Raw genomic sequence first — 15,772 nt, forward strand, 5'->3', positions numbered from 1 at the left:
AGCCGCGGCCTGACGACCACCCAACTCGGTGAACCTTTCCGGTCACAGCACTAGGCGGGATCACCGCCGCGCCGGGGCGTCGTCCCGGCGTACCGGCGGACGATCGGCTCCAGATAGTCCACCCGCGGCCCGCCGAGACCGGCCAGCTCGGCCGGGGAGCGGACCAGGGCGATGCGGTCCAGCTCCGGCACCCGGCCCAGCGCCCTCTCCGAGGCCACCACCGCCGCGAACCGCTCACGCAACAGCGGCTCCGGCCGGGGTGGCGCGAGGAACAGGACGCCGGCACCGCCGTCTCCGCTGCGGATGACGGACCACAGGGTCAGCTCGTCCGGCGCCGTGTCCAGGCCCGTCTCCTCGGCCAGCTCCCGGACGGCGTGCCGGGCGAGCGCGGCCAGGTCGAGGGGCTCGGCGTCCCCGGGCGGCTCGGCCGATCCGCCCGGCGGCTGCCAGCGGCCGGGCGCGGCGGTCGACGACGACATCCGCCCCACCAGCAGCCGGCCGTCGTCGGTCGGCTGCGCGATGGTGACGAAGAGGGGCGGCAGCCGTGCGGTGGCGCCCGGGACCCGGCGCAGGGCGTTGCGCCGGTAGGTGATCCTCGCCCAGGTCAGGACCACGCTGCGCGGCCCCTCCCACGCGAGCCCCGTCAGGGCTGCCACCGGCCCGTCGAAGAAACTCGGGTTGGCCCGGACCGCCTCGTCCCAGGCGCGGTCCATGGCCGCCCGCTCCCCGGGCGGCACCGGGGGCGCGGGGATCTCGACCAGACGGATACGGTGCACGTCCAGGAGCGCGGCGCCGCGCCGCGGCGATGACTCGGTCACCGCACAATGCTGGCACACGAGGTTTCACCTCTCCCGCGGCTCGGCGCGGGACGGGGCCGCCTTCCGAGGACGTCCCCGTCCTCGGAAGGCGGCCCCGTGGCGGAGCACGGCCCCGGGTCGTGATCGCCGCGGGGCGTGACCGGTCCGGCCCCGGCCCGGCGCGCCGGTCGCCCGTGGCGGTGACGACTCCGGCGGGCGAGGGCCCGCCCGGGTGTCAGGCGCGCCAGCCGCCCTCGTCCACCCCGCCCGGCACCCCGGCCGCCGGGTCGTAGGGGGTGCGGGTGAAGACGAAGGTGTTCAGATCGAGGTGGCTGACCGTGCCGTCCGCGCGGCGCACCAGCCGCAGCGTCTCCCCGGCGTAGTAGCCGTCCAGGCCGATCCAGGTGCCGTCGGCGCGGGCGGTGAACCGCGAGGCCCGGCCGGGGCCGCCGACCGGCGACAGCGACAGGTCCCGTCCGCCCAGCAGGCGCAGCGCGTAGGCGGCCGGCCCCCAGTACCACGGACCGGTCAGCTCCAGCAGGGCGGGATCGGCGGCCGCCGGCTCCCACTCGGCGGGCAGGCGCGGCTCGTGCTCGTCGAGGATGGCCAGCAGGTCCGTCGTCAGGGCCCGGCTGGCCCCGGAGGTCGCGTTGGTCAGGAACAGCACACCGGTCGCGTCACCGGGATCGGCCCACACCGAGGCCAGGAAGCCCGGCATGGAGCCGCCGTGACCGGCCAGGCGGCGGCCGCCCGCGCGGGCCAGCTGCAGGCCCAGGCCGAAGCCGCCGGTCCAGGCGTCGCCGTCGTCGACGGTCGCGGGCTCGCGCATCTCGGCCAGGGTGTCGGAACTCAGCACGTCGCCGGTGTCGCCGGCCAGGAACGCCGCCCACCGGGCGAGGTCGGCGGGGGAGGACCACATCTGCCCGGCCGGGGCCAGGGCCCCGGCGTCGTGCTCGGGCTCGGGCAGCAGCACGTCGGCCCACGGGTGGACGGCGAAGCCGGTCGCGTGCGGGGCGCGGGGCCGGGGTGTGGTGTCGCGCATGCCCAGTGGCTCCAGCACCTCCTCCCGCACGGCCCGCGCCCAGTCCGTCCCCCGGTGACGGGCGACCATCTCGCCCAGCAGGGCGAAGCCGAGGTTGGAGTAGTGGAAGCGGCGGCCGGGACGGTGCCGGGCGGTCTCCGGGCCGAGCAGGGCCAGCAGCTCCTCCACCGGCATTCCCGGGGTGCGCTCCCACCACTGACCCGGTGGCTCGGCGGTCAGCCCCGCGGTGTGCGACAGCAGCTGGGCGATGCTCACCTCGCCCACCGGCGTGCCGGGGACGTGCTTGCCGATCGGGTCGAGCAGGGCGATCCGGCCTTCGTCACGCAACCGCATGACGACGACGGCGACCATGCTCTTGGTGATGGAGCCGATGCGGTACTGGGTGGCCTCGGTGGGCGCGGCGCCGTCCACCCGGCCGCGGAAGCCGAACCAGGCCGGCCTCCCGTCGCGCACCACGGCGGCCGCCAGAGACGGCAGCCGCGAGTCGGCCTGCTCCTGCGCGATCCTGTGCAGCAGGGCGCGGGCCGTACCCTCCAGAACCGGTGCCACCATCTGCTCCCTTCCACGTCCTGACGCTGATGAGGTCCCAGGCTAGGCCATGCGCGCCCGCCTGAGCGGCCGGGATCTCCAGGCCGGGACGCGACGGGTGACGGCGTTTCCCGGATGTCACGCTTCGGCGAAGCGCCGGGCCAGGCGGGCGAAGGCGTCCTTGAGCTCGGCCGGGCCGACGACCTCGACGTCGGCGTCGAACCTGCCGATGGCGGAGGCCAGGGCGATCCACGACCACGACCCCAGGACGAGACGGCAGCGGCCGGGGCCGAGCTCCTCGACGACTCCGTCCCGGGTGTGGCGGGACACGGCGGCGGCGGGCAGATCGAGGATCACCTCACCGCGGCACGGCCAGTCGGCGGAGACGTCGTCCGAACCCCTGAACCTGGCGGTCACGAAGGCGGACACCGTGCCCCCGGGCAGCTCGCGGGGCGTGAAGCGGGGCCCGGCAGGGGTGCGCGGAGTGATCCGGTCGACGCGGAAGGTGCGCCAGTCCTCGCGGTCGAGGTCCCAGGCGACGAGGTACCAGCGCCCGCCCCGGGTGACGAGGTGATGGGGCTGCGTCCGCCGCGGCGGCGCCGGCGAGCCGCCGTCGTCGCCCGCTCCTGAGGCGTAGTCGAAGCGCAGCTCCTCGCGGGCGTGGACGGCGGCGCCGAGCGCCATGAGCACGTCGCCGCCGGCCTGCGGCTGCGGCCGGGGCTCCGGCCGCTCGGCGGCGGTGACCCGGAGGGCGTCGACGCGGTGGCGCAGCCGTGCGGGCATGAGCCGGCGGACGGTGTGCAGGGCGCGTGCCGCACCCTCCTCGATGCCGGCGCCGGCGCCGCCGGTGGCGGCGAGCCGGAGGGCGACGGCCAGGGCGACGGCCTGCTCGTCGTCGAACAGCATCGGGGGCAGCTCCGCGCCGGCGTCGAGCCGGTACCCGCCGTCGGGCCCCCGGAAGGTCGTGATGGGGTAGCCGAGCTCACGCAGACGGTCGACGTCACGGCGTACGGTGCGGGGGCTGACGTCCAGCCGCTCGGCCAGCAGCCCTCCCGGCCAGTCCCTGCGGGTCTGGAGCAGTGAGAGCAGCGTCAGCAGCCGCGCTGAGGTCTTCGGCACGTCATCCATCCTGCCGGACGAAGAGGACACGACCTGTCCGCTTCTCCCGCGAGCGTCTTGCCCGGCCGGAAAGGTCCGCGGCCGGTGGCGCCGATCCCGCGGCGGGGATGCGGTGCCCGCCGCTCCGGCTCAGGAGGTCAGCCCGAACCGCCTGCGGTAGGCGGTGGGGGTCAGTCCGGTGCGCCGCCGCAGCTGGGCCCGCAGGTTCGCCGCCGTCCCCAGGCCGCTGTCCCGCGCCACAGCCTCCATCCGCTGCTCGCCGCGTTCGATCAGCCTGCACGCCGGCGTGACGCGCTCGGCGGTGAGCCAGGCCAGGGGAGTGGTGCCGAGCTCGGCCTGGAACCGCCGGTGCAGGGTGGCCGGGCTGACCGCGGCGCGCCCGGCCAGATCGGTCACGGTCAGCGGCCGGTCCAGGCGCCGCCGCGCCCAGGCCAGCACCGGAGCCAGGGAGGCGTCCGGTACGGCGGGCACGGGCCGTTCGACGAACTACCGCTGGCCGCCGTCGCGGTGGGCGGCGAAGACCAACCGCCGGCTCACCGCGTTGGCCACCTCCGCGCCGTGGTCGCGGCGGATCAGGTGCAGGCCGAGTTCGAGCCGTCGGGCACCTCGAGCGTCGGGGACCGGCACGAGGAGGTTCCCGCCCACGTCGACGCCACCACCGGTCACGCTCTCGGCTGACGCCGCGCCGTTCGGGACGCCCTGGGCGCGCAGCCCGTCGGCGGCGAACGGCGGGCGGCGGCCGTCCCACGGCGCGAGGGACCGGATCAGGCGAGCAACCGGCCGACCAACCCGTCGAGGTAGTCAGGGGTGAGCGGGCCCAGTCCGAACAGGACGCGCATGTAGATCGGCGCCAGGAGGTGGTCCAGCACCTCCAGTGCGGCGGGCGGGTCCTCGCCGCGGTCGCGGGCGCGGTCGAGCATGGCCTGCAACTGCCTGGTGCGGTCGGCCAGGAGCTCGTCGCGCACCTGAAGGCCAGGCTGACCCTCGCCTGACAGCGCGATGGTCAGCCGCACCACCGCCAGGCCGTCGGGTCCGGTGACCTCGCGGGCCACGGCGGCGGCGTAGGTGCGCAGGTCGCCGGCCAGGCTGCCGGTGTCAGGCATCGGTGACCGCGCGTTGAGCCGGGTCAGCAGCACATCGCCGAGCAGGGCCTGGAGGTTGCCCCACCGGCGGTAGAGGCTGGTGTCGGCCACGCCGGCGCGGGCCGCGATGTCGCCGATGGTGAAGTTTCCGTAACCGCGCTCGCCGACCAGCTCGGTGACGGCCTGGTGCACCGCCGCGCGGACCCGGGCGCTGCGCCCGCCGGGCCGCCTGCCCCGCCCCTGCTCATCCATACCCTCACCCTAACGCAGTCCAGACTTGCGTTAGAGTCTCTACTAACGCAGCTAATGACTGCTTTTAGGAGAGACGTGCGGAAAGCTCTACTCACCCTGACCTGCGCGGGTCAGTTCATGGTGCTGCTCGACAACACGATCGTCGGCGCCGCCCTGCCCGACATGCAGCAGCGGCTCCACACCGGGCTGACCGGCCTGCAGTGGATCGTCGACGCCTACGTGCTGCTGGTGGCCATGCTGCTGCTGTCGGGCGGCGTCTTCGCCGACCGGTTCGGCCGTAGGCGGGTGTTCCTGACCGGGGTGGTGGTGTTCACGGCCGCGTCGGTGGTGTGTTCGCTCGCGCCCTCGATCGGCTGGCTGATCGCCGGACGGGTACTGCAGGGCGTCGGGGCCGCGGCGCTGAGCCCCGCCTCACTGGCGCTGCTCACCGCCGCGTATCCCGCCCCGAAGGAGCGCGTCAGAGCGATCGGGTCGTGGGCCGGGTTCAGCGGCATCGGCCTGGCCGCCGGACCGCTGGCGGGCGGGATCCTGGTGGAGGCCTTCGGCTGGCCCGCCATCTTCCTGGTCAACGTGCCCATCGGGGCGGTCCTGCTGCTGGCCGGGCTGCGCGTGCTGGGGGAGTCCCGCAACCCGGGCGCGCCTCCGATCGACGTCCCCGGCACGGTCCTGTCCGTCGCGGGCGTGGGCGCCGTGACCTACGGCCTGATCGAGGGCGGTTCCCGAGGGTGGACCTCGCCGGTGATCCTGGGCGGCTTCGCCGCCGGGCTGGTGCTCCTGGCCGCGTTCATCGTGGTCGAGAGTCGTGTGCCGACGCCGATGCTGCCGCTGCGGCTGTTCCGTCAGCGGCTGTTCACGGTGTCCAACACGGCGATGGTCGTGGTCGGGTTCGCCCTGATGGGGTCGTCGTTCTTCTTCTCCCAGTTCTTCGTCCACGTCCAGGGCACCTCGATCCTGGTCGCCGGGCTGCGGACCCTGCCCACCTCGCTGGCCATGGTGATCGTCAGCCCGTACGCGGGCCGGCTCGCGGCCAGGTACGGCTTCCGCGTCGTCGTCACCGCCGGCCTGGCGCTGGCCGGGCTGGGACTGCTGGCGCTGGGCTTCGTCCACGCCGATACCGGCTACGGAAACGTGTGGTGGCGGCTGGCGGTCGCCGGCATCGGGTTCGCTCTAACCATGTCGCCGCTGACCGGGGCCTCCATCCAGGCGGTCAGCCCGCAGGAGGGCGGCCTCGCCTCGGGTGTCAGCAGCACCACCCGGCAGATCGGCGCGGTGCTCGGCGTGGCGGTGCTCGGGGCGATCGTCCACACGCGGGAGTCCGGCGGCGCCTCCTTCGAATCCGACCTCGACAGCGCCTTCCTCACGGCGGGCGCCGTGACGCTGGCCTGCGCCGTGTTCACCGGCCTGTGGCTGACCGCGGCCCGGACGCCGGGGGACGTCCGGGCCGGACGGTCAGGAGGCCGAGCGGCCGGTGAGCCGCCGCTGACGGCTCCTGCCGGCCGGCTCACGTCCTGAACCGCTCGGCGTAGGCCCGCCGGGCCGGCTCCGCCCCGGTCCCGCAGCGCCATGGCGCGGCATTCCTTTCCCCAGCGGAAACCGGGGGCGGAGGCGAGGGCGGGCGTCAGGAGCGCAGGCGCGACAGCATCGGCGGCAGCTCGCCGCGGCAGGTGACGGCCAGGCGCCGGGTCGCCCGGGTGATCGCCACGTACAGGTCGTTGCCGCCCGTCGGGGACCGGGTGAGGATCTCACCGGGCTCGACGACCACCACGGCGTCGAACTCCAGCCCCTTGGCGGCGGTGACGGTCAGGACCGCGACGGGGGAGTCCAGGACGTCGCCCTCGCGGGGGAAGAGCCCGGCGAGGGCCTCCTGGCGGTCGTCGGGGACGATGACGGCCAGGCGGCCCTCACCGATCGCGGCGAGTTCCTCACGCACCAGGGCGGTCAGGGCGGCGCGACCGGCGGGAAGACCGGGGTCGAGGCGTACGGCGCGCGGAGGGGCGCCGCCGTCGCGCACCGACTCCGGCGGCTCGGCGCCGGGGGAGACCGCCGCGAGGACGTCGGCGGCCACCTCCATGATCTCCGCCGGGGTGCGGTAGTTGACCCGCAGCCGCTCGGTGCGCCGGCGACCCCGGAGGTAGGGGTCGAGCATCTCGCCCCACGAGCGGGCCCCGGCCGGTGAGCCGGTCTGGGCGAGGTCGCCCACGATGGTCAGCGAGCGGGCCGGGACGCGGCGCATCACGGTGCGCCAGGCCATCGCCGACAGCTCCTGCGCCTCGTCCACGATGACGTGGCCGTAGGCCCAGCGGCGGTCGGCGGCGGCCCGCTCGGCGGTGGTGGTCTCCGGGCCCGGCGCGCGGTGGCGGCCGGCCAGCGCGGCGGCCTCCATCATGCCGTCCTCGAACAGGCCGGTGTACTCCAGCACGCCCAGCGCGTACCGCTCGTCGTCCTCGCGTTCGGCCCGCTCGCGCTCGGCGCGGGAGAACGTCCCGGCGGCCTCGGCGTCGCCGACGTCCTCGCCCAGCAGCTCGGCCGCCTCATCCAGCAGCGGGACGTCGTCCGTCGTCCACGGCGCGCCGTACGGCCGCAGCAGCGCGGCGCGCTCGGCCGGGGTCAGGCCGGGCGCGGCCGACTCCAGCGCGGCCGGGTCGGACAGCAGGCCGGCGACCAGCTCCTCGGGGGTCAGCGGCGGCCACAGCGCGTCCAGTGCCCGGCGGACCGGTTCCTGGGCCCACAGCGCCCGGCGGGCGTGGCGCAGATCCTCCTCGTCCTCCGGGGCGTCCAGCCGCCGGGCCTCGTCCAGGGCCAGCGCCCTGAGCATGTCCATCACGAACAGCTTGCGGGCGGCGTTGTGCGGCAGGCGGGCGCGGGAGGCCCGGTCGCGGGCGCGCACGCAGACGTCGTGGCCGGCCCGCAGCGTCATCCACTGCACGACCACCTCCACGCCACCGCGCAGCGAGGTGCGCACCGGGACGTCCACCTCCAGGTCACCGTCCGGGACGCGCCGGCGGTCGCGCAGCGCCGCGGCGAGCACCTCCACCATGCCCAGGCCGCCCTTGAGCGCGGCGGCCGCCGGGGGGTCGGCGGCGACGGCGTGCACGCCCGGGTACAGCTGCCCGACCGACGACAGCACCACGTCGGTCTCACCCAGCGACGGCAGCACCTGGCCGATGTAGCGGGAGAAGACGGCGTTGGGACCCACGATGAGGATGCCGCGCCGTTCCAGCACGTCGCGGTGGGTGTAGAGCAGGAAGGCCGCCCGGTGCAGGGCGGCGACGGTCTTGCCGGTCCCGGGCCCGCCCTGCACCACCAGCGCACCCGCCAGGCCGGAGCGGATCACCCGGTCCTGCTCGCGCTGGATGGTGGCGACCACCTCGCCCATCCGCCCGGTACGGCCGCGCCGCAGGGCCGCCAGCAGCGCCGCCTCGCCGACGAGCGTACGGCGCTCGCCCTCGCCGAGGTGTTCCAGGTCGAACACCTCGTCGTCGAGACCGACCACGACGCGGTCACGGGTGTGCAGGTGACGGCGGCGCACGAGCGCGCCGGGATCGCCGGGGGTGGCGGTGTAGAAGGGGCGGGCGGCCGGGGCCCGCCAGTCGGTCAGGATGATCTCGCCGTCGGCGTCGCGCAGCCCGGCGCGGCCGATGTAGCGGGTGTCGCCGTCGGTGTCGTCGATCCGGCCGAAGCACAGGCCGCGTTCGACCGCCTCCAGGCGGGCCAGGCGGCGGGCGTGCTCGTCCGCGCTGACCTCGCGTTCGTAGCGGGCCTGGTGCAGGCCGCCGGTCTCGCGCCCGTAGGCCTCCTCCAGCGCGGCGCGGGTGTGCCGCCGGACGGCGTCCAGCCGCTCGTAGGTCCGGGTGACGTGGGCCTGCTCGACGCGCAGTGCGGCGGCGAGAGCGGATTCGTGTTGACGGAGTTCCATCTCTCTGATAAACTCCTATTGAGGAATTCTGATATTTTCTGAAGAGAAGGATCGAGCATAACGCTCTCGTTCTCCTGTGTCATCCTCTGTCCTTCTTTTCTGCCGCCCTCTGGATCGCCCGCTCCCCGACGTGTCCTTGACGGGCCACTGACAGGCCGCTGCGCCGGGCGCCGATGGATCATCGGCCACCGCACCACGGACGTCACCGAGACCGGCGGCACCTGATCGACGCCCTTGTCACCACGGTGGGCGACCGCTGAGTCCGGCGCTCAGGTGGACGAACATTCCGGGGCCCGTAAGCTTTCGATCATGGACGTTACCCTCAGCGACTCCGCACGGCGGATCCTCGACGCCCCCAACGTCGGCGTCCTCGCCACCCTCAACCCCGACGGCGGCCCGCAGACCTCGGTCGTCTGGGTCGGCACCGACGGTGACGACGTGGTGATCTCCTCCCAGGCCGGAAGGCGCAAGGTCCTGAACCTGGAACGGGATCCGCGCGCCAGCCTCAGCGTGTTCGACCTTTCGGATCCCGAGAGGTATGTCGAGATCCGCGGGCTCGCGACGGTCGCCGAGGACGAGGGAAGGCGACTGGCGGTGGAGCTGGCGGAGAAGTACGAGGGCGCCGGCGCCGGGGAGGAGTATCTGCGGCTCCCCCCGGAGAACGTGCGGGTGGTGATCCGGATCACGCCGGGACGCGTGCTGGGCAACGCGGCGTGACGGGCCCGCAGGGCCGAGGCCGAGTGTGAGGGAAGGCGAGGCGGGACGGGGTTCTCAGGGGCGCAGCGCCAGCTTGCCGACGGTCGCCCGGCTCTCCAGTTCGGCCAGCGCCTTCGGGCCGTCGGCCAGGTCGTACACCGCGGGCCGGCCGGGGTGGAGCACCCCGGCGGCGATCGTGCCCAGGCTGTCCACGGTCGGTGCGCCCGCCAAGGTCGTGACGGCCGGGCTCAGCGATGGTGCGCCGCAGCGCCGCGTGGGGTACGTGACCACGCCGGAGCCGGCCGGATCGGCGATCATCCGCGATCTGCTCGGCGAGTTGCGGGCGATGAAGGGCGTGCCCTGCCCCGCCGGCGGTTGAACCGGCGGGCGGCCGCAGGAGTGAGCGTCATCTCGCGGCAGAGTGGGCAGCTCGATCCAGAGCGTGCCCGGCCGGTGAACGGCCGGCATCGGGACGTTGGGCGTCTTGGCGAGCGCGGCACGAGACGCAAACGGGCGGCATGGCGCTGGAGGCCCTCCACTCAGGTACTGCGATACGGGGAAATATAACTGATGGTTACGTATGGATCGCTACGTGGTGGGCCTTGGCATACGTTATCCATGCGAATATTGTTATCCAAATGGATAACAAACTCGCCGGCCGTGGTGCCGGTCCTGGTGAGTCGCCAGTAATCGCCGGGCGGACATACGTCGTCACCGGCTCGGCATCCGGCATCGGCGCCGCCACCGCGGCGCTGCTCCGCGAACGCGGCGCCAAGGTCATCGGCTGCGACCTCGGCGACGCCGACATCCACGCCGATCTGTCCACCCCTGACGAACGACGGTCGCTGGTCGACCAGGTGACCGAATACGGGCCCATCGACGCGGTGCTCGCCATCGCGGGAGGCGGCAAGACCGGCCTCCTCGAGACCAACTACTTCGGCACCGTCGCGACCCTTGAAGGGCTGCGGCCGCTGCTGGCGCAGAGCGAGGCGCCCCGCGCCGTGGCCGTGTCGTCGACCTCCTCTCTCGCCCTCGCGGACGAGCGCGTGCTGCAGGCATGCCTCGACGGCGACGAAGCCGCCGCCGTCGCCTACATCAACGCGGATCCGTCCCTGGCCGGTGCCGCGGGTGCGTACGGCGTCGCCAAGCGGGCGCTGAATCGATGGGCCCGCAGAGTCGCCCCGACCCCCGAATGGGCCGGAGCCGGCATCGCCCTCAACGTCGTCGCACCCGGCATCGTCGACACCCCCGCAGCCTCGTGGATCTTCGCGAGCGAAGACGTACGCACCGCCGTCGAGAGCGCCTCGCCCCAACCCTTCGGCGGATTTCCAGGACGGCCCGAGTGGATCGCCGAACTCATCTGCTGGCTCGGCGGCACGGACAACCGCTTCGTCACCGGTCAGGTCATCTTCGCCGACGGAGGCGCGGAAGCCGCGACGATCGGAGATCTTCACTGGCGCTGAGGACCGCTGACACACGGCCGGGCTTTCGAAGCGGTGTGTCCCCTGATCAGCTCGGACGGCCAGTGCCGGAAACCCGGCGGGTCTCCGGCCCGCCGACGCCACCGGCCGTTCCGTTGCCGCTCAAGGCCCGCGGCGCTCGCGGGAGGCCGATCAGCGGCCATCCCCCCCCGCGACCCGGTGGACGCCGGTCACTGAGGGGTGGCGCCCCTTGTCCTTGCCTTCGGGGATGACCGGCTTGCGGGCGACCTCGGGCACCGGCACGCCCCGGGCGCGGAGCGTTCGGGGCGTAGGCCGCCATGTCGTCGTCGAACACCTTGGGCCGTCCGCCGTGCCGGCCGCGTTCGCGAGCCGAGGCATGCCCTTCGAGGATTTCTCCCGGATGTAGCAGGAGGTTCTGAGGATGACGGGGCCGGGGCGAAACCCTCCGGCCCGCACGGCCTCGCCCGCCGTACACGTCCGAGCATGGGCCGGCACCGCCGGGGCCCCGTTCACCTGGTATTTCGTGGGTACGTTGAAGGAATGGTTCCAACGATCACCCTCAATGACAAGACACGGATCCCGCAGCTGGGATTCGGCACCTATCTCATCCCGCCCGAGGAGACCGCCGGCATCGTCGGCCAGGCCCTGCAGGTCGGCTACCGCCACATCGACACCGCCCAGATGTACGGCAACGAGGAGGGCGTCGGCGCGGCCATCGCGGCCTCCGGCGTTCCCCGCGAGGAGCTGTACGTCACCAGCAAGCTCAACAACGGCAACCACCGCCCCGACGACGTGCGTCGCTCCTTCGACGAGACGATGAACCGGCTCGGCCTGGAGCGGCTCGACCTGTTCCTGATGCACTGGCCGCTGCCCACCCTCTACGACGGCGACTACGTCTCGACCTGGAAGGCCATCACCGGCCTGGTCGCCGACGGCAGGCTGCGCACCGCGGGCGTGTCGAACTTCCAGCCGGACCACCTCGACCGGATCATCACCGAGACGGGGGTGGTGCCCGCGGTGAACCAGATCGAGGCTCATCCCTACTTCGCCAACGACGCCGCGCGCGAGGCCTCCCACCGTCACGGCATCGCCGTGGAGGCGTGGAGCCCGCTCGGTCAGGGCGGCGCCGTCCTTGAGGACGAGAAGATCACCGAGATCGCCGCCGCCCACGGCAGGACCACCTCGCAGGTCATCCTGCGCTGGCACATCCAGCGCGGCGACATCGTCTTCCCCAAGACGACGCGGCGCGAGCGGATGGTGGAGAACTTCGGCCTGTTCGACTTCTCCCTCACCCCGCAGCAGGTCGAAGCCATCAGCGCGCTCGACAAGGGTGAGCGGGGACGGGTCGGACCGCACCCGGACACCTTCGACTACGTACCGGACTGACCTCGGCCCATCCGGCCCCGCGCGGGCCGGTCAGCCCCGGGTGGCGCTGCCGCAACAAATCCGGCGCTTGCTGCGGCGAACCTCGGGAAATGCGGGCGTCACAGATCGCAGCGGCGATCACCGACAGCTACTTGTGAAGACCGCCGCTGGAGGACAGAGCCGAATCGCGCTCTGTGGCCCAGAGCGAGCCGGGGTCAGCGTCCGTTCATACGCAGCACAGTGACGGCGCCGACCGTCGCATAGCCCCGCCATTCGAGTGATGCGGCGGTCGAATGGCTGGTGAAGTCAACCACCCACCCGCCGTCCTGTCGCTGCCCGAGTTCCAGGCGGTCGAGGTCGTCCGACACAGCTTTGGGGTCGAGTAGGCCGCGGATCGATCGCCCGGGCTCGGGCGCGTAGTCGAGAGGATGAAGCGTCTCGCCCTCGGCCCCGCCGGCCACGGCGAGTGCCCCGTTCTTCGGGACGAACCGTCCGAGGTGGTCGAGCAGGTCACGCGCCTCCGGGTGGGTGTCGGCTGCGATGTCGAGGAACTGGAGCGCGAAGGACAGCACGTACGCGAAGGGCGCTTCGTCGATCTCACGGATCGCGTCGAAGCAGTACCGCGTCGCCGTTGCCAGCCATGGATGGTCTCGTACGGCTTCATCCCAACGCGCGGCGCGATACGCCTGCGTCGCCACCGCGGCCGTGATCTGCAGCGATGACTCCGAGGGATCCGCCTGCACCCAGAACGGGGCGCACGCCGAGGGGTCGCTGATCGGAAGCGCGAACGGCAGCCCGCCATCGGGAAGAGTCACGGAGCCCAGCCAGTCGAGGAGGGCCGCGGTGTGCGGCGAGGTCGCAGGGCCGGCGTCAGCGAGCGCCTCTAGCGCGTGCTGGGCGCCTCCCGGCTGGCTCTCCGGTGCACGAAGGTCCGGTTCGAGTCCCCACCCGTAGCCGCCGTCGGGGTTTCGGTAGGCGTCGAGTCCGTGGATGATGGCCTGACGAGCAGCGTCGCTGCCGGTGGTGATGGCCTCGAAGCGCTGCCGATCGAGAACTCGCGCGTGCGAGGCCATGAACGCTCTCGCGCGACCCAGGTTGATGCTCATACGAGAACGCTGTCATCCGTCGGCTACGTCAGGCTTGGACGAAACGGCCAGCCGGGGGAAACGAACTCGAAGCAAGAACGGACGAGCATTTGAGAGAGTGTCATCCTGGTGAAAAAGCTAAGCGACGCGTGTGAGCGTGGCGGGTGTCTGGCCGGTGAGCCGTTTACTCTCCCTGTTGAAGTGGGCTTGGTCGGCGTAGCCGGCTGTCGCCGCGGCATCACTCAACGGCAGGCCTGCTCGCGCCAGGTGGAGTGCATGCTGGAAACGGTGAATCCGCATGAGCGTCTTGGGGCCGTAGCCGAAGAGCCGGTTGCTGAGCCGACGCAATGATCGCTCCGACAGGTCGTGGAGCTCTGCTGTCTCACGCACGCTCAGACCTTCGCGAGCGGCGCGGTCGAGAGAGGCCGCCATACGAAGGACGAAGCGTTCCGGGTCCGCCCGCGTCCATAGGGCGATGAAAACCCGTTCGAGCGCGTCGATCGCGTCGTCCTCGAACGACCAGCCGTCATGCCTGGGGAGCGCGACGAGTTCCGACAACTCGACGCGCCGCTCCGTCAGTTCGTGTGCGGGCACACCGAGAAGTGTGTACGCCACGCCCGGAGCGAGTTGGAGACCCCAGGTCACCTTGCCGGCATGTGTCGGCACGATGACCGTCCGAGTGTCGGGGCCTGCCACGACGAGACGGTCCTGGAACCACATCAGATCCATCACGCCGTCGGGGGCGATGCGCTTCTCGGGGCCATCCGAGAGCGCCCGCCACATCGTCGCGCCGGTTCGGACGCCTCGTCGTGTCGCATAGCTCCCCATGTATCGTCCACCCCCGCACCACGCACACAACTGCGGCCGACTGTAGTGCCGACGACTTCGGAATATACGAGGTTCGCAGGCCCGGACCCCGCTACCGCTGTCCGCTGCACCGCCGACCCTCATGGCGACCGCCCAACATGACGTCACGGAGCGGTACACGTCACCTGGCTATGGCCAAGTCATCCGGGACCAGAATTTCGGACGCCAGTTCGACTCCCCCGACACGCTCGGCGTGCGCTGGTGGGCCGGTCAGGCGACCCGGCCGAAGCCCGCTGCGGTCGGGTCCTCCTCGCGGAGCGGAACAATCGAGAAGTGCCGGTTCGCCGTGTACGAAAGCTCATGTCCGCGCACTCCGGGGATGTGCCGAGCGGCCTCGTACGGGCCGATGTCGGTGCCCTTCACGAAGGTCGTGATGACGTAGCGGCCGAACGGGTCCTCCAGTTCCGGCTCGTTGCCGGACCGCCCGGAACGGGCCCGGACCTGCGATATGATCTCCATTGACATCTGAGCCCCCCCGGTACGGACCCCGGTCCACCGAGGAGGCTCTTTTGCGTGCCCGGGGGCGGTCACGTCCCCGCTACGGCCGGCCGCCGCGCCTGGCCGACGGCCCGGACGCAGGGCCCCCGCCGTCCACCGTCCTCACCAAGGAGACTCATGTCGGATTCGTACGCACCCACCGTCACCGCGGCGGCCGCGGGCACCTGGAAGCTCGGTGACCTCACGGTCAACCGCGTCGGGCTCGGCGCGATGCGCCTGACCGGCAGCGCCGCCTTCGACCTGGGCGTGCCGAGCAACCGGGAGCGGTCGATCACCGTGCTGCGGCGCGCGGTCGAGCTGGGGGTGAACCACATCGACACCGCCGCGTTCTACTTCTCCTCGCTGCGCTCGGCCAACGAGCTGATCAACCGGGCGCTGGCCCCGTACCCGGACGACCTGGTCATCACCACCAAGGTCTGGCCGGGCCGGGACTCCTCGGGGGAGTGGTGGTGGGCCACGCCGCGGCAGTTGCGCGGCCAGGTGGAGGAGAACCTGCGCCAGCTGGGCCGTGATCACCTGGACGTGGTGAACCTCCGCGTCCCGCCGCACGACGGGGTCGGCTCGATCGCCGAGCACTTCGGCGCGCTGGCCGAGCTGCGCGACGCCGGGCTCATCCGTCACCTGGGCGTGTCCAACGTCACGCCCGGCCAGCTGGCCGAGGCCCAGGCCATCGCGCCGGTGGTGTGCGTGCAGAACCCCTACGGCCTCGGCGCGCCGGCCGCCAAGCGGGAGTTCCTGCGGGCCTGCGGCGCGCAGGGCGTCGCCTTCGTGCCGTTCTTCGCGATCGCCGGCGCCGGCCGCGAGGCGGGCGCGGTCGGGACCGACGACGAGACGGTGCTCGCCGTGGCGCGCGCGCACGACGCGACGCCCGCGCAGGTACGGCTGGCGTGGACCCTCCAGCAGGGGCCGCATGTGCTGGCCATCCCGGGAACCGGTGACCCCGGCCACCTGGCCGCCAACGTGGCCGCCAGCGCGCTGCGGCTCTCCGCGGAGGAGATGACGGCCCTCTCGGCCGTCGGCGGCGAGTAGGACGGATCCGCGCGAGGACCCCGGCGGGGCCTGGCGGGGCCTCCGCCGGGACAC

The 15,772-nt window shown here is 72.8% G+C and carries 14 protein-coding genes and 1 pseudogene; 5 read left to right on the plus strand and 10 right to left on the minus strand.

The genetic code is table 11. The annotated features are described in order from the left end of the window. Positions 1 to 50: 50 nt before the first annotated feature. The 5 genes and pseudogenes from AB0D67_RS20600 to AB0D67_RS20620 form a co-directional block, all read right to left on the minus strand. The gene (locus AB0D67_RS20600) at positions 51 to 818 is read right to left on the minus strand and encodes an NUDIX domain-containing protein (protein WP_362937746.1); all 768 of its coding nucleotides are present in this window, start codon (positions 816 to 818) and stop codon (positions 51 to 53) included. 214 nt (positions 819 to 1,032) lie between these two features. Continuing rightward, positions 1,033 to 2,391, minus strand: a complete 1,359-nt coding sequence (locus tag AB0D67_RS20605) for a serine hydrolase domain-containing protein (protein ID WP_362937749.1) — start codon at positions 2,389 to 2,391, stop codon at positions 1,033 to 1,035. 114 nt (positions 2,392 to 2,505) lie between these two features. Next, positions 2,506 to 3,486: a transcriptional regulator gene (locus AB0D67_RS20610; RefSeq protein ID WP_362937752.1), complete on the minus strand. Its 981-nt coding sequence runs from the start codon at positions 3,484 to 3,486 to the stop codon at positions 2,506 to 2,508. Positions 3,487 to 3,615: 129 nt separating this feature from the next. Next, positions 3,616 to 4,080: pseudogene (locus AB0D67_RS20615) on the minus strand (helix-turn-helix domain-containing protein); the annotation flags it as partial. A 170-nt stretch (positions 4,081 to 4,250) separates the two neighbouring features. Beyond that, positions 4,251 to 4,820: a TetR/AcrR family transcriptional regulator gene (locus AB0D67_RS20620; protein ID WP_362937755.1), complete on the minus strand. Its 570-nt coding sequence runs from the start codon at positions 4,818 to 4,820 to the stop codon at positions 4,251 to 4,253. A 75-nt stretch (positions 4,821 to 4,895) separates the two neighbouring features. Between AB0D67_RS20620 and AB0D67_RS20625 the strand changes: the two genes are divergently transcribed. Then, complete coding sequence (locus AB0D67_RS20625) at positions 4,896 to 6,332, plus strand: DHA2 family efflux MFS transporter permease subunit (protein ID WP_362937758.1); 1,437 nt, start codon at positions 4,896 to 4,898, stop codon at positions 6,330 to 6,332. A 106-nt stretch (positions 6,333 to 6,438) separates the two neighbouring features. Here AB0D67_RS20625 and AB0D67_RS20630 read toward each other — a convergent pair whose 3' ends face one another. Then, positions 6,439 to 8,736 carry an ATP-binding domain-containing protein gene (locus AB0D67_RS20630; protein WP_362937761.1) on the minus strand — a complete coding sequence of 766 codons (2,298 nt, stop codon included), beginning with the start codon at positions 8,734 to 8,736 and terminating at the stop codon, positions 6,439 to 6,441. 309 nt (positions 8,737 to 9,045) lie between these two features. On the opposite strand from AB0D67_RS20630, the gene AB0D67_RS20635 reads away from it, so the two are divergent. Continuing rightward, positions 9,046 to 9,453: a PPOX class F420-dependent oxidoreductase gene (locus AB0D67_RS20635; protein WP_362937764.1), complete on the plus strand. Its 408-nt coding sequence runs from the start codon at positions 9,046 to 9,048 to the stop codon at positions 9,451 to 9,453. A gap of 54 nt (positions 9,454 to 9,507) precedes the next feature. Here AB0D67_RS20635 and AB0D67_RS20640 read toward each other — a convergent pair whose 3' ends face one another. Beyond that, positions 9,508 to 9,750 carry a hypothetical protein gene (locus AB0D67_RS20640; RefSeq protein WP_362937767.1) on the minus strand — a complete coding sequence of 81 codons (243 nt, stop codon included), beginning with the start codon at positions 9,748 to 9,750 and terminating at the stop codon, positions 9,508 to 9,510. Positions 9,751 to 10,070: 320 nt separating this feature from the next. Here AB0D67_RS20640 and AB0D67_RS20645 point away from each other — a divergent pair, with 320 nt between their 5' ends. Then, positions 10,071 to 10,895, plus strand: coding sequence for an SDR family oxidoreductase (locus AB0D67_RS20645; RefSeq protein ID WP_362937770.1), 825 nt, complete (start codon positions 10,071 to 10,073; stop codon positions 10,893 to 10,895). Positions 10,896 to 11,414: 519 nt separating this feature from the next. Further along, the gene (locus AB0D67_RS20650) at positions 11,415 to 12,260 is read left to right on the plus strand and encodes an aldo/keto reductase (RefSeq protein ID WP_362937772.1); all 846 of its coding nucleotides are present in this window, start codon (positions 11,415 to 11,417) and stop codon (positions 12,258 to 12,260) included. 194 nt (positions 12,261 to 12,454) lie between these two features. Here the strand turns inward: AB0D67_RS20650 and AB0D67_RS20655 are convergent, their stop codons facing one another. The 3 genes from AB0D67_RS20655 to AB0D67_RS20665 form a co-directional block, all read right to left on the minus strand. Continuing rightward, entirely contained in the window at positions 12,455 to 13,345 is an 891-nt protein-coding gene (locus AB0D67_RS20655; RefSeq protein WP_362937774.1) for a hypothetical protein, read from the minus strand. A 117-nt stretch (positions 13,346 to 13,462) separates the two neighbouring features. Next, positions 13,463 to 14,152 carry an AraC family transcriptional regulator gene (locus AB0D67_RS20660; RefSeq protein WP_362937777.1) on the minus strand — a complete coding sequence of 230 codons (690 nt, stop codon included), beginning with the start codon at positions 14,150 to 14,152 and terminating at the stop codon, positions 13,463 to 13,465. 249 nt (positions 14,153 to 14,401) lie between these two features. Next, positions 14,402 to 14,656 carry a hypothetical protein gene (locus AB0D67_RS20665; protein ID WP_362937779.1) on the minus strand — a complete coding sequence of 85 codons (255 nt, stop codon included), beginning with the start codon at positions 14,654 to 14,656 and terminating at the stop codon, positions 14,402 to 14,404. 150 nt (positions 14,657 to 14,806) lie between these two features. Between AB0D67_RS20665 and AB0D67_RS20670 the strand changes: the two genes are divergently transcribed. Continuing rightward, positions 14,807 to 15,718 (plus strand): aldo/keto reductase, encoded by a 912-nt coding sequence (locus AB0D67_RS20670; protein WP_362937782.1) that lies wholly within the window; start codon positions 14,807 to 14,809, stop codon positions 15,716 to 15,718. Positions 15,719 to 15,772: the final 54 nt, after the last annotated feature.

The sequence above is a fragment of the Streptosporangium sp. NPDC048047 genome, from assembly GCF_040653115.1.
Lineage (GTDB): Bacteria > Actinomycetota > Actinomycetes > Streptosporangiales > Streptosporangiaceae > Streptosporangium.

What these genes read in the sequence shown, in the direction of transcription:
- AB0D67_RS20630 (WP_362937761.1), bottom strand. Translation starts at nt 8,736, where the DNA reads ATGGAACTCCGTCAACACGAATCCGCTCTCGCCGCCGCACTGCGCGTC.
- AB0D67_RS20665 (WP_362937779.1), bottom strand. Translation starts at nt 14,656, where the DNA reads ATGTCAATGGAGATCATATCGCAGGTCCGGGCCCGTTCCGGGCGGTCC.
- AB0D67_RS20635 (WP_362937764.1), top strand. Translation starts at nt 9,046, where the DNA reads ATGGACGTTACCCTCAGCGACTCCGCACGGCGGATCCTCGACGCCCCC.
- AB0D67_RS20645 (WP_362937770.1), top strand. Translation starts at nt 10,071, where the DNA reads ATGGATAACAAACTCGCCGGCCGTGGTGCCGGTCCTGGTGAGTCGCCA.
- AB0D67_RS20650 (WP_362937772.1), top strand. Translation starts at nt 11,415, where the DNA reads ATGGTTCCAACGATCACCCTCAATGACAAGACACGGATCCCGCAGCTG.
- AB0D67_RS20620 (WP_362937755.1), bottom strand. Translation starts at nt 4,820, where the DNA reads ATGGATGAGCAGGGGCGGGGCAGGCGGCCCGGCGGGCGCAGCGCCCGG.
- AB0D67_RS20640 (WP_362937767.1), bottom strand. Translation starts at nt 9,750, where the DNA reads ATGATCGCCGATCCGGCCGGCTCCGGCGTGGTCACGTACCCCACGCGG.
- AB0D67_RS20660 (WP_362937777.1), bottom strand. Translation starts at nt 14,152, where the DNA reads ATGGGGAGCTATGCGACACGACGAGGCGTCCGAACCGGCGCGACGATG.
- AB0D67_RS20670 (WP_362937782.1), top strand. Translation starts at nt 14,807, where the DNA reads ATGTCGGATTCGTACGCACCCACCGTCACCGCGGCGGCCGCGGGCACC.
- AB0D67_RS20605 (WP_362937749.1), bottom strand. Translation starts at nt 2,391, where the DNA reads ATGGTGGCACCGGTTCTGGAGGGTACGGCCCGCGCCCTGCTGCACAGG.
- AB0D67_RS20655 (WP_362937774.1), bottom strand. Translation starts at nt 13,345, where the DNA reads ATGAGCATCAACCTGGGTCGCGCGAGAGCGTTCATGGCCTCGCACGCG.